We start from the raw sequence: 12,765 nt of genomic DNA on the forward strand, positions 1-12,765 counted from the left end.
TCAACTGCTTGCCTCCTCGACTGAGTCCCCCATTACTTCTGCGGCTTGTGTGTTCTTTTCGTTACGTTGCGGTGGCTCCACCGGCTCCCCGGGGGTGGCGTCGGCGGCGAGCTCCGCCTCCACGTCCCGGCGGCCGCTCTGCGCGCCCTGGTGGAACCCGCCGAGGCGGCGGCGGAGCGCGTCGGCGTCCACGGATCCGCTGCGCGGCTTGGGCGGCGCGGCCGGGGCGGTGATCTTCGGCGTCCGCTTCGGCAGGCCCTTGTCGGTGACACGCTCCCACTTGGGCGGGGCGGGGGCGGAGACGGAGGCGGCGGGGGCCTCGGGTTCGGATGCGGGTTCCGGTGCGGGTTCGGGTGCGGATGCGGGTTCGGGTGCGGGGTCCGCCTTCGCTGCGGGCTCGGGGTCCGTGGGCTCCGGTTCCGCGGGCTCGGGCTCGGGCTCCGGTGCGGACGGTGTCGGCGGCGCCGCCAGCTCCATCGTCCGCTCGGCCGCGGCGATCAGCGGATCCGGGTGCTCACCCCCGCCCTCACCGGAGGCGGACCCGGACGCGGGCGCGGACCCGGAGGCGGACCCGCCGCCCGTCAACCGCCCCGGAATGACATTGGAGTTGGCCTCGGCCTCGGAGCCCGGCAGGTGGACGAGTCCGGTGTCCCCGCCCCGCCCCGGGGCCACCGTGGCGGCCGGCACCCCCGGCGAGGGCGCCTCGGCGAGCAGCGCGGTGGGCAGCACCACGACCGCGGCGACGCCGCCCTGCTTCTGCTCCCGCAACCGCACCCGTACCCCGTGCCGGGCCGCGAGCCGCGCGACGACGTAGAGGCCGAGGCCGAGCCCGTCCCCGCTCTCCTGGTCGTGCGCCTCGTCCGGGTCGAAGTCCGCGAGGCGGGCGTTGAGCTCGCGCATCCGGTCCTGGGTGACGCCGATGCCCTCGTCCTGGACGGAGAGCATGACCTCGCCGTTCTCCAGGAGCCAGCCGGAGACCTCGACCGCGGCGTCCGGCGGCGAGAACGAGGTGGCGTTCTCCAGGAGTTCGGCGGTGAGGTGGCTGAGGTCGTCCGCGACGAACCCCGCGACGTGCGCGTGCGGCGGCAGGGTGGCGATGCGGACCCGCTCGTACCGCTCGATCTCGGAGACGGCCGCGCGCACCACGTCCACCAGCGGGACGGCGCCGGGGTGCTGGTGGCCGTGTTCGGCGCCGGCGAGGACCAGGAGGTTCTCGCTGTGCCGGCGCATGACGGTGGCCAGGTGGTCGAGCTTGAAGAGGGTGGCGAGCCGGTCGGGGTCCTGCTCGCGGTCCTCCAGGTTCTCGATGACGGCGAGCTGGCGCTCCACCAGGCCGAGCGTGCGCAGGGCGAGGTTGACGAAGGTGCCGTGGATGGACCGGCGGACCCGCTCCAGGTGGGCGGAGGCCTCGGCGAGCTCCTCGCGCAGCGCCGCACGCTCGTCGGCCATCGACTGCCGCTGCCCGATGAGGTGCTTGCGGTCGGTTTCGAGGGTGCCCAGGCGCTCGGTGAGGGCGGCCGCGTGGCCGTGCAGCGCGTTGACGGAGCGGACGACCTGGGCGAACTCGTCGTCGCGGCCCGTGAACCGGATCGGCTCCTGGGGTGCGGGCTCGCCGGCCAGGCGGGCCGAGCCGAGGCGCAGGACGGCGAGCGGGCGGGTCAGCGACCGGGCCGCGCCCATGGCGACGCCGACCGCGACGAGCAGACAGACGCCGACGAGGGCGATCCGGATCTCCAGCGCCGTGACGTCGTCGTCGCGCAACTGGGCGAGGTGCTTGGTGCGCTCGACGCCGAGCGCGGACTCGGCGCCGCGCATCGTCTCGATACGGGCGGAGAGCGCGGCGTCGACCTTCTTGCGGTCATAGCGCCGCTCGGCCGCGGAGAGCGTGGGCCGGTCGGTGAGGCGCTCCAGGTACTTCTCCGCCGCGGTGACCTCGGCGCCGGTGACGGTCGACACGTAGGTGGCGCGGGCGGGGTCGTCCGCCGCGTCCCGGAAGTCGGTGAGGGCGGCGAGCTCGCGGACGCGGGCCTGCTGGGCGGCGCCGCTCAGCTCGTCGCGGCGCCTGGTCTCGGCCGGGGTCTCCTCGGTGCCGGTGGCCGGCAGGCCGGTGACCGGGTCGAGGGCGGGGGTGCCGGTGGTGGTGTCGAGCAGGGCGAGGGCGGCGAGGAGGAGGCCGCGGGTGGCGGCGGCCTGCTCGACGGCGTGGTCGAGGTCGGTGAGGGCGAGCGCGCCCCGGTTGGCCTCGGGAGGCAGCTTCTCGGCCAGGTCGCGGGTCAGGCCGTGCAGTTCGGCGATGACCTTGCTGTACGCCTCGTGGGCCTGGAGAGCACTGCTCTTGCCGGTGAGCGCCGCTCTGCGGACGGCGGCCACGTCGGCGAGGTCGTGGCGCAGCGCGGCGGGCGCGTCGGCGTCGCGGAGCTCGTCGATCTGCCGGTCCACGCGGGCGCTGCGGCTCTGGGAGAGGCCCTTGCCCTGGGGGCGGCCCGCGGCGATGAACGAGGTGACCTCGTCGCGCTCGTCGGCGAGCGAGTGGCCCAGGGAGACCGCCTGCTGGGTCTGTTCGGCGAGCGTCACCAGGCTCTGGGTGTCGCCGAGGCGGTCGGACGCGGCGATGACGGCGGGGGCGCCCGCGCCGAGGACGGCGGCGGCGACGACGGCCACGGCGATCATCAGCCGATTGCGTACGCGCGCGGTGGGCGCCTTGTTGACGAAGGGCGCCGGCACGACGGAGGACGACGTGGGCGGCGTAGCCGCGGTGGGCGGTGTGGTGGAGGCGGTGGACGCGGTGTTCGGCGTGGACGCGGTGGGTGGCGTGGACGCGGTGTGCGGCGCGGGTGGCGTGCCGGTGGCGCCGGCCGTCGCGGCGTCGTCACGCGCGGAGGTGTCTCGCGTGTCCCGTGCGGTGGCCGCGTGGTCCGAGGGGGCGGGCGCGGAGGCGGGGGCCGGGTCCGCTCCGGTGCCCGGCGTCGGGTCCGCGGTCGTGCGCTCCGGCACACGCCCGGTCGGAGTGGTCGCGCCCGGCGTGGCCCCTTCCGGGGCCTTCTGCTTGCCTTTGCGCCCAGGCCGAATCTTCTGCACCGGTGCTCGCATTCTTGTTTTTCGTCTGCCTTGGGCCCGGGTGACGGCCTGTCAACACGAGCGCTCCCCCGGTACGGTTCCTGACCCTTCCAGTGCCGGTGAGTGGCGGTCGTGCATCGCCTGCCTGGCCACCCGAAGGAGTGAACATCGGCGGGGAGTTGGCGGGCAAGTCCCGCCGCGGCGGCCACGCGGCCCGTGCGGAGCGCCGGTTGGACGTCTCCGGAAGGCTTTGGCAGGATGCGCCGCCACACCCCGTCGGAGTTGATCATTCCGGTCGAATTCCGGCGCGCGCCCTGCCGGTACGGGCCCGCCCCGCACCCCTGTCCCGCTCCTGGTGAGCCGCGGGCACCCCGCGGGCAGACTGACCGGATGCGCATCGAACTCGCCACCGAACCCGGTGACCCCGCACGCCCCAACGAGGACTATGCCTCGGTCGCGGTTCCCGCGTCCGGACAGGGCGGTTCACTCGTCCTCCTGGACGGCGTGACGCCACCCGAGGGCACGGTGGGATGTCCGCATTCCGTCCCCTGGTTCACCGCCCGGCTCGGCGGCGCACTGGGAGAACTGTCCGTTTCACGCCGGGATATGACGCTCACTGAGGTCCTCGCGGACGCCATCTCCCGTACGGCCGAGGCCCATGGTTCGACCTGTGACCTTTCTCACCCGCGCACGCCACAGGCAACCGTGGTGCTCGTGCGGTGGGACGAGGAGCGCGTCGAGCACCTGGTCCTGTCCGACTCGGCGCTGCTCATCGGCGCCCCCGACGGCACGGTGACGGCCGTGCTCGACCGGCGCCTGGCCGAACTGCCGCCCGCCGTCCAGGCCCTGCGCGACCAGGTGCGCGCCCTGCCCCGCGGTTCGGCCGAGCGGGACGTGGCGGCCCGCGCCTACGGCGTCGCGGTCGAGGCGCTGCGCAACGCCGAGGACGGCTTCTTCACGGCCGCCGCCGACCCCTCGGCCGCGGGGCGCGCGGTCACCGGCGAGCTGGCGCGGGCGGACGTGACGGCGGTGGCGGCGCTCACCGACGGGGCCGGGCGGTGGGTCGAGACGTTCCGCGAGGGCGACTGGGCGGACTGTTTCGCGCTGCTGCGCAAGCAGGGGCCGCGGCATCTGGTGGAGCGGGTCCGGGAGTTGGAGCGCGCGGACCCCGACCGCCTCGCCTATCCGCGCGGAAAGCGGCACGACGACGCGGCGGTCGTGTACGCGGAGTGGTGAGGCGGGGGCCCGTGTGCGGAGTGGTGAGGCGGGGCCCGTGTGCGGATGGGTGAGGCGGCGGCCTCGTACGCCGAGGGGTGACGCGGCGGCCCGTACGCCGAGGGGTGACGCGCCGCTCCCGGGGGCAGCCGCCCCGACCGGCGCGGGGGGACGGACCGTTCTCGTACGCCTCAGGCGTCCGCGCTGTCGTTCAGCCGGCCGAGCAGCCGGGCCAGTTCGGAGACCTCCGTGCGGTCCCAGCTCGCGAGCCGGCGCACGTACTGCGCGCGGCGCGCGGCCCGCACCGTGCGGAAGCGGGTGCGGCCGTCCGGGGTGAGCCGGATGAGCCAGGCGCGCCCGTCGGCCGGGTCGGGCTCGCGGGAGACCAGGCCGAGCTCCTCAAGCGCCCGCAGCTGGCGGCTCATCGTGGCCTTGCCGACGCCGATGTAGGCGGCGAGTTCGGTGGCCCGCCGCGGGCCCGAGTCGTCCAGGCAGACGAGCAGGCCGTACGCGGCGGGCTCCAGGTCGGGGTGGACCTGGCGGGCCATCTCGCCGGACGACGCCCGCGCGCGGCGCAGCAGGAGGGACAACTCCCGTTCGAGGGAGAGGAACTCCCGGTCCTCGCCCTGCTCCACCTCGCCGGGTTCCACCTCGCCCTGTTCCCTCTCGTCCTGCTCCACCTCGCCGGGTTCCACCTCGCCCTGTTCCCTCTCGTCCTGCTCCACCTCGTCCCGCGCGCCGCTCTCCGCACCCTCTTCTGCAGCACCCATGTCCCGCTTTCCCGATTCTGAAAGTTGTCGCCGACAGGCCCTCGCGCCGCGGCCGTGGCGCCGGCGGCCTGACCAGTATTTCGCAAGGTGGCGACCGTGCCGCCCGGCCGGTGCCGTCACAGGAGTGGACCAACGGCAGAAGTCCGGACCTCTTCCCTGGCGCCGGTCTACGTGCGTAGCTTTTCAAGTGACATGTTCACACCAGATGAGCATGTCGACAGGTCCCCACCGAGCACCACCGAGGCCTTCGGAGGCACGCCCATGCCCGTGCACAGACCCGGATCGGCCCGCCGCTCGCGCTTGTCGCCGGCGGGGGTCCTCCTCGCAGCACTCTCCGCTCTCTCCCTCCTCCTGACGCTCCCCACGGCGGCACAGGCGGACGACGACGTCCCGCAGCGCGGCTCCGCCCGCCTCGGCCAGGGCGTCGTCGAACACGACGGCCAGGGCGGCCGGCCCACGGGCGGTGACGCGACCCAGACCGAGGGCGTCGACGTCAGCGGCCACCAGGGCAACGTCGCCTGGCAGACGCTCTGGAACAGCGGCGTGAAGTGGGCCTACGTCAAGGCCACCGAGAGCACCTCGTACAAGAACCCCTATTTCACCCAGCAGTACAACGGCTCGTACAACGTGGGCATGATCCGCGGCGCGTACCACTTCGCGACGCCGGACACCTCGTCCGGCGCCACCCAGGCCAACTACTTCGCGAGCAACGGCGGCGGCTGGTCGCGCGACGGCCGGACGCTGCCGGGCGCGCTCGACATCGAGTGGAACCCGTACGGGGCGGCCTGCTTCGGCAAGTCGCAGTCCGCGATGGTCAGCTGGATCCGCGACTTCCTGACCACCTACAAGGCGCGCACCGGGCGCGACGCGGTCATCTACACCGCCACCAGCTGGTGGAAGGACTGCACCGGCAACTACAGCGGCTTCGGCGCCAGCAACCCGCTGTGGATCGCCCGCTACAACACCGGCCCCGGTGAACTCCCGGCCGGCTGGGGGTTCCAGACGATGTGGCAGTACACCTCGTCGGGTCCGACGGTCGGCGACCACGACAAGTTCAACGGCGCGCTCGACCGGGTGGTGGCGCTCGCCAACGGCTGAACGCGGCACCGCCCCGTACGCGAACGGCGGCCACCCCGGTGGGGGTGGCCGCCGTCTCCCGGTGCCGTCCGGAGCTCTACGCGGCGACCGAGACCCTCATCTCGGCTTCCGTCAGGGCCAGTTCGAGCACCTGGCGCACGTCCGTGACCGCGTGCACGTCGAGCTTGTCCAGGACCTCGGCGGGGACGTCGTCGAGGTCCGCCTCGTTCCGCTTCGGGATGATCACCGTGGTGATCCCGGCGCGGTGCGCGGCGAGCAGCTTCTGCTTGACGCCGCCGATCGGCAGCACCCGGCCGGTCAGCGAGACCTCACCGGTCATCGCCACGTCCGTACGGACGAGCCGGCCGCTGAGCAGCGAGGCGAGGGCGGTGGTCAGCGTGACGCCCGCGCTCGGGCCGTCCTTGGGGACCGCGCCGGCCGGGAAGTGGACGTGCACGCCGCGCTCCTTCAAGTCACCGACGGGCAGCTCAAGTTCGGCTCCGTGCGAGCGCAGGAAGCTCAGCGCGATCTGCGCCGACTCCTTCATCACGTCGCCGAGCTGGCCGGTGAGCGTGAGCCCGGAGGCGCCGGTCTCGGGGTCGGCGAGCGAGGCCTCCACGAACAGGACGTCGCCGCCCGCCCCGGTGACCGCGAGCCCGGTGGCCACGCCCGGGACCGCCGTGCGCCGCTCGGCCGGGTCCTGCGCCGACTCCGGCACGTGGTGCGGGCGTCCGATGAGTTCGCGCAGGTCGGCGTCGGTGACGGTGAACGGCAGTTCCCTGTCGCCCAGTTCGTGCTGCGCCGCGACCTTGCGGAGCAGTCGTGCGATGGAGCGCTCCAGGTTGCGCACGCCCGCCTCGCGGGTGTACTCGCCGGCGAGCTTGCGCAGCGCGCTCTCGTCGAGCGTCACCTCGTCCCGCTCCAGGCCGGCCCGCTCCAGCTGGCGCGGGAGCAGGTGGTCGCGGCCGATGGTGACCTTCTCGTCCTCGGTGTAGCCGTCGAGCCTGACCAGCTCCATGCGGTCGAGCAGGGCCTCGGGGATGGCCTCCAGGACGTTCGCCGTCGCGAGGAACACGACGTCGCTCAGGTCGAGTTCGACCTCCAGGTAGTGGTCCCGGAAGGTGTGGTTCTGGGCCGGGTCGAGGACTTCGAGGAGGGCGGCGGCCGGATCGCCCCGGAAGTCCGAGCCGACCTTGTCGATCTCGTCGAGGAGCACCACCGGGTTCATCGACCCGGCCTCCTTGATCGCCCGTACGATCCGTCCGGGCAGCGCGCCCACGTACGTACGACGGTGGCCGCGGATCTCCGCCTCGTCGCGGACGCCGCCGAGCGCGACGCGCACGAACTTGCGGCCCATGGCGTGCGCGACGGACTCGCCGAGCGAGGTCTTGCCGACGCCGGGCGGGCCGACGAGGGCGAGCACGGCGCCGCCGCGGCGCCCGCCGACCACCCCGAGGCCGCGGTCGCTGCGGCGCTTGCGCACCGCGAGGTACTCGGTGATGCGCTCCTTGACGTCCTGGAGCCCGGAGTGCTCGGCGTCGAGGATCTCCTGGGCGCCCTTGATGTCGTACGCGTCCTCGGTGTGTTCGTTCCACGGGAGTTCGAGGACGGTGTCGAGCCAGGTCCTGATCCAGGAGCCCTCCGGCGACTGGTCGCTGGACCGCTCCAGCTTGTCGACCTCCTTGAGGGCGGCCTCGCGGACCTTCTCCGGCAGGTCGGCGGCCTCGACGCGGGCGCGGTAGTCGTCGGACTCCTCACCCTCCTGCTCGCCGTTGATCTCGCGCAGCTCCTTGCGGACGGCGTCGAGCTGGCGGCGCAGCAGGAACTCGCGCTGCTGCTTGTCGACACCCTCCTGGACGTCCTTCGCGATGGACTCGGCGACGTCCTGCTCGGCGAGGTGCTCGCGCAGCTGCTCGGTGGCGAGCTTGAGGCGGGCGACCGCGTCCTCGGTCTCCAGGAGCTCGATCTTCTGCTGGACGGTCAGGAACGGCGAGTACCCGGAGTTGTCGGCGAGCGCCGAGACGTCGTCGATCTGCGTGACGCGGTCGACGACCTGCCAGGCGCCGCGCTTCTTCAGCCAGCTGGTGGCGAGCGCCTTGTACTCCTTGACGAGCTCGGTGACGGAGCCGGGCAGCGGCTCGGGCACGACGTCGTCGACCTTGGTGCCCTCGACCCAGAGCGCGGCGCCGGGACCGGTGGTGCCGGCCCCGATCCGCACCCGGCTGCGGCCGCGGATGAGCGCGCCGGGATCGCCGTCGGAGAGCCGGCCGACCTGCTCGACGGTGCCGAGGACGCCGGTCGCGGCGTACGTCCCGTCGACGCGCGGAACAAGCAGCACCTTCGGCTTGCTGTCGCCACTGGACCGCGCGGCGGCCTGCGCGGCCTCGACCGCGGCCCGCACGTCCGCGTCGGACAGATCGAAGGGCACCACCATCCCGGGCAGAACGACCTCGTCGTCGAGCGGCAGCACCGGCAGGGTGAGCGACGTGTACGTGGTGGACTCAGCAGCCATGATCTCCCCTTCGGCATTCAAGTTGAGCTATACCGACTCAATGCATGTGAGCCCCGGGATGTTCCCCACCCGGCGTTCGCTGTGAGCGATCACCCGAAAACCGTTCGCCGTCCCGCGTCCCGCTCCCTAAGGTCCTCGACGGTGCCGCGATCGGTGCCGTTGAGGTTCGCGCAGGTGAGGAGCACGGTGATGGGGCGGCAGGGGCGGCCAGTAGTGGTCGGTGGGGCCGGGGGCGACAGGGGGTCGCGGGTCTGGTTCGTCACCGGGAGCAGTTCGGGGCTCGGGCGGGCCCTGGTGCGGGCCGCCGTCGCGCACGGGGACCGGGTCGTGGCCACCGCGCGGGACCTGTCCACCCTCGACGACCTCGTCGCGCTCGCGCCGGAGCGGGTCAGGGCGCTGCGTCTCGACGTGACCGACGCGGAATCCGTACAGGCCGCGGTCGCGGGTGCCGAAGAGGCCTTCGGGGGGATCGACGTGCTGGTGAACAACGCCGCGTACGGGCTGCTCGGCGCCTTCGAGGAGCTCGGCGACGACCAGCTTCGCGCCAACTTCGAGACCAACGTCTTCGGCGTCATGACGGTCACCCGCGCCGTCCTGCCCCTCATGCGGCGGCGCCGCTCGGGGCACATCGTGCAGATGTCGTCCGTCAACGGCGTGGTGCCGGGGCCCGGCGGCGCGGCGTACGTCGGCACGAAGTACGCGCTCGAAGGGTTCTCCGCCGCCCTCGCCGCCGAGGTCGCGCACCTCGGCATCCGCGTCACGATCGTCGAACCCGGCCCGTTCCGCACCGACTTCGGCGGGCGCTCGCTGCGCTGGGGCACGCCGATGGCGGAGTACGCGGAGATCATCGCGCCCGCCCGCAGGGCCCTGGAGGCCTCGCACGGCAGCCAGTCCGGCGACCCCGCCCGCGGCGCCGAGGCGATCGTCGCCGCCGTGGGCCTCGACGAACCACCGCTGCGGCTGCCGCTGGGCGCCGAGGCGTTCGGCTGGATCAGGGCCCATTTCCAGTCACGTATCGAGGAGCTGGACGCGGTGGAGGAGCTCGGGGCCGACACGGCTTTCCGCTGATCACTCCCCCACCGGCCGTTCCCGGACCGGCCGTGCACGATCAGGCCGGTCCCCGGGGGTGGCCGCCGGGCGGCGTTCCCCTGCGGCCGTTCCGTTGGGACCGTGGACGCTCCTACTCCTCAGGAGGGCACCCATGGTGGACACACCCGGGACCGGCGACGACGACGTGCAGGACGTGGCCGGCCAGATCGTGGAGCTCGCGCTGGGCCACCTCTTCTCGGCGGCGCTGCGCACGGCGGTCCGGTGCGGGATCGCCGACCGGCTCGCCGCGGGCCCGCGCACCGCAGGGCAGTTGGCCGAACTGACCGACACCGACCCCGGCCACCTCCGCCGCGTCCTGCGCTACCTCGCCACGCGCGGCATCTTCCGCGAGGACGGGACGGGCGCGTTCCACCTCACGCCGCTCGCGCGGGCGCTGCGCACGGACGCGCCGGACTCGATGCACGCCGCGGTCCTGCTGATGACCGACCCCGCCTTCCAGCGGACCTCGGCGGGTCTCGAGGAGACGGTGCGCCGGGCCGGCGCGTCCTTCGAGCGCCTCTTCGGCAAGCCGCTCTTCACCTATCTGGCGGAGGATCCCGCGCTGCGGGAACTGTTCGACCGCGGCATGGCCTCGATCTCGGGTCCGGTCGACGCGGTGATCGCCGGCACGTACCCCTTCCCGGAGAAGGGCACCGTGGTGGACGTCGGGGGCGGCCGCGGCGGCCTGCTCCGCGCGGTCCTGCGCGGGCGCCCCGGCCTGACCGGCGTCCTCTTCGACCAGGAGCCCGTGATGCACACCCACGTGCTGGCCGACGACGAGTCGGTACGGGGCCGCTGGCGGGCCGAGCCCGGCGACTTCTTCACCGAGATCCCCGAGGGCGGCGACCTCTATGTGCTCAAGCACGTCCTGCACGACTGGCCGGACGAGGCGTGTCTGCGGATCCTGCGCAACTGCCGCGCGGTGATGACCCCGGAGGCCCGCCTCCTGATCGTCGACTGCGTCCTGCCCTCCGGCAACGCACCGCACCTGGGCAAGACCCTGGACGTGGCGATGGCGGCGGTCGTGGACGGCCAGGAGCGGACGGAGGACGAGTTCTCGGCGCTGCTCACGGGTGCGGGGCTGCGCCTGACGCGGATCCTGGCGACCGAGACGTATCCGTCGATCGTGGAGGCGGAAGCGTCGTCATGAGGCGGCGGGCCCCTCACCCGACGGGCGACGAGCCGCCCTGGAGTCGCCGACCGGCAACGAGCCGCCCTGGGGTCGCCGGCGCCGGAGCAGCGGCCAGGTGGAGACGCCGATCACCAGCGCGAGCAGGTGGCCCCAGTTCGTCATCGGGTCGGTGAACGCGATCAGATCCTCGATCAGCATGCACCCGAACCCGCCGAGGACGACCGCGCGCAGCCACGGCGTCAACAGCCCCGCGAGCGCGCCGACGCTGGCGGCCACGCCGAAGCTGATGCCGTAGTCGAGGCGGTGCAGCGAGCTGTCGGGCAGATGGCCCGCGAGGACCGACAGGCCGACCGGGACCTCGGTCACGAGCGTGGCGACGACGTGGCCGAGGAGGAAGACCCCGGCGGTGCGCAGCCCTCCGATGCGCCGCTCCAGCGCGGTCAGCACCAGCAGGAAGCCGATCGCGTACGGGGACGTGATGCCGCCCGCGACCCACAGGGCGCTGGCGAGAAGGACGAGGACGGGGGTGTGCGAGAGGTGCGCCACGTCGGTGCTCGACCCGCGCAGCAGCGCGGAGACGAGGTCGGGGTCCGCGTAGGCGGCGACCATCGAGGTGACGGCGAGCACAAGGGCGTACCCGAAGGTGAAGGGCGTACCGGTGGGGGTGGGCAGCAGGCGCCAGGGGCGGAGCCGGGCGATTCCCCCGGTGACGGGTCTTCTCGTGGCGACGGGCCTTCCCGCGGCGACGGAGCTTCCCGCGGCCGGGCTCCCGGCGGCGACTCCCCCGGCGGCGGCCGGCGCGGGCGCCTGCGCCACCCGAGGTCGACGCGTCGACTGTCGCGGTATGCCGTTCAGCCCGCCCGGCGCCCCACCGCCAGGCGCGGTCCCACCGCCAGGCACCGCCGGGTCAGGCGTCCGCACATCGGTCGCGGCCTCGGCGGCCTGCACGCTCTGGTTCACGGGTGAGGCGCTCCTTCCGTCCTGCCCCACCCTTTGCCCTCTTTTCCGGCGTTGTCTATGACAGGAACCACGTGAGGTACGTCTCACAGGCAACCCGCGGGACACATTCTGCGTCGCACGACCCCCCGACGCCGCGCGCCCCACCCGCGCCGCGCGCCCCGCCCACGCCACCCCGCGCCGCCCGCGCCCCCGCGAAAATCGGCTACAGCCACGGCCACGCCACGAATACCCTGGCGCCCATGCGCACCCCCACCGACGCCCCCGTCGTCATCGACCGGCGCGAGGGCCCTTACGGCGAGGTCGTCCTGCGGCGCCACGGTGAGCTGCTGCAGATCATCGCCAACGGCTGTTTCCTGATGGACACCTCCGACGGCCGCTCCGAGCGACTGCTCGTCGACGCGGCCCGCGACGCCCTCGACGACCGCCCGTCCCCCGCCGTCCTCATCGGCGGCCTGGGCGTCGGGTTCTCCCTGGCCCACGCCGCCGCGGACCCCCGCTGGGGCCGCATCGACGTAGTGGAACGCGAGCAGGCCATCATCGACTGGCACCGCGAAGGACCGCTCGCCGAGCTGTCCGCCGCGGCCTTCGCCGACGCACGTTCGCAGATTCTTCACACCGACCTCGTCACACACCTCTCCGGGTCCACGCGGACGTACGACGCGCTCTGCCTGGACATCGACAACGGCCCCGACTGGACGGTGACGGAGGGCAACAACTCCCTTTACTCAGCAGCCGGTCTGACGGCGTGCAAAGCACGTCTGAACCCTGGCGGAGTGCTCGCCGTATGGTCCGCCCAACCCTCGTCCGCTTTCGACGACGCTCTACGGAATGCCGGATTCCAGAGGGTACGGACGGAAGAGATCCCCGTTGCCCGAGGCGTCCCGGACGTGGTCCATCTCGGCGTCAGGGCTGCGTAGCCGAGGGCCCTTCGCGACCCGTACTCTGCTGACCGA

At 73.3% G+C, this 12,765-nt stretch carries 9 protein-coding genes; 5 read left to right on the forward strand and 4 right to left on the reverse strand.

Annotated elements, in window-relative coordinates; genetic code table 11:
• On the reverse strand, positions 1–2,670 hold the full coding sequence (locus ACZ6CV_RS05560; RefSeq protein WP_469250282.1) for a sensor histidine kinase: 2,670 nt from the start codon (positions 2,668–2,670) through the stop codon (positions 1–3).
• Positions 2,671–3,447: 777 nt separating this feature from the next.
• Between ACZ6CV_RS05560 and ACZ6CV_RS05565 the strand changes: the two genes are divergently transcribed.
• The gene (locus ACZ6CV_RS05565; RefSeq protein WP_469249731.1) at positions 3,448–4,293 is read left to right on the forward strand and encodes a hypothetical protein; all 846 of its coding nucleotides are present in this window, start codon (positions 3,448–3,450) and stop codon (positions 4,291–4,293) included.
• Between the two features lie 170 nt (positions 4,294–4,463).
• Here ACZ6CV_RS05565 and ACZ6CV_RS05570 read toward each other — a convergent pair whose 3' ends face one another.
• The gene (locus tag ACZ6CV_RS05570) at positions 4,464–5,042 is read right to left on the reverse strand and encodes a MarR family winged helix-turn-helix transcriptional regulator (RefSeq protein WP_469249732.1); all 579 of its coding nucleotides are present in this window, start codon (positions 5,040–5,042) and stop codon (positions 4,464–4,466) included.
• Between the two features lie 261 nt (positions 5,043–5,303).
• Between ACZ6CV_RS05570 and ACZ6CV_RS05575 the strand changes: the two genes are divergently transcribed.
• Positions 5,304–6,140 carry a lysozyme gene (locus ACZ6CV_RS05575; protein WP_362364704.1) on the forward strand — a complete coding sequence of 279 codons (837 nt, stop codon included), beginning with the start codon at positions 5,304–5,306 and terminating at the stop codon, positions 6,138–6,140.
• Positions 6,141–6,216: 76 nt separating this feature from the next.
• On the opposite strand, the gene lon is transcribed toward ACZ6CV_RS05575, so the two are convergent.
• Positions 6,217–8,631, reverse strand: a complete 2,415-nt coding sequence (gene lon, locus ACZ6CV_RS05580) for an endopeptidase La (RefSeq protein WP_469249733.1) — start codon at positions 8,629–8,631, stop codon at positions 6,217–6,219.
• Positions 8,632–8,805: 174 nt separating this feature from the next.
• On the opposite strand from lon, the gene ACZ6CV_RS05585 reads away from it, so the two are divergent.
• Together ACZ6CV_RS05585 and ACZ6CV_RS05590 are read left to right on the forward strand one after the other, a co-directional pair.
• A complete protein-coding gene (locus ACZ6CV_RS05585; RefSeq protein WP_469249734.1) occupies positions 8,806–9,699 on the forward strand; it encodes an oxidoreductase in 894 nt (297 codons plus the stop codon).
• Positions 9,700–9,832: 133 nt separating this feature from the next.
• Positions 9,833–10,870, forward strand: coding sequence for a methyltransferase (locus tag ACZ6CV_RS05590; RefSeq protein ID WP_469249735.1), 1,038 nt, complete (start codon positions 9,833–9,835; stop codon positions 10,868–10,870).
• Here ACZ6CV_RS05590 and ACZ6CV_RS05595 read toward each other — a convergent pair.
• Complete coding sequence (locus ACZ6CV_RS05595; RefSeq protein WP_469249736.1) at positions 10,865–11,812, reverse strand: rhomboid-like protein; 948 nt, start codon at positions 11,810–11,812, stop codon at positions 10,865–10,867. The two genes, ACZ6CV_RS05590 and ACZ6CV_RS05595, sit on opposite strands and share 6 nt — an antisense overlap.
• 239 nt (positions 11,813–12,051) lie before the next feature.
• On the opposite strand from ACZ6CV_RS05595, the gene ACZ6CV_RS05600 reads away from it, so the two are divergent.
• On the forward strand, positions 12,052–12,729 hold the full coding sequence (locus ACZ6CV_RS05600; RefSeq protein WP_469249737.1) for a spermidine synthase family protein: 678 nt from the start codon (positions 12,052–12,054) through the stop codon (positions 12,727–12,729).
• Positions 12,730–12,765: the final 36 nt, after the last annotated feature.

It is taken from the genome of Streptomyces sp. NPDC041713 (assembly GCF_055591085.1).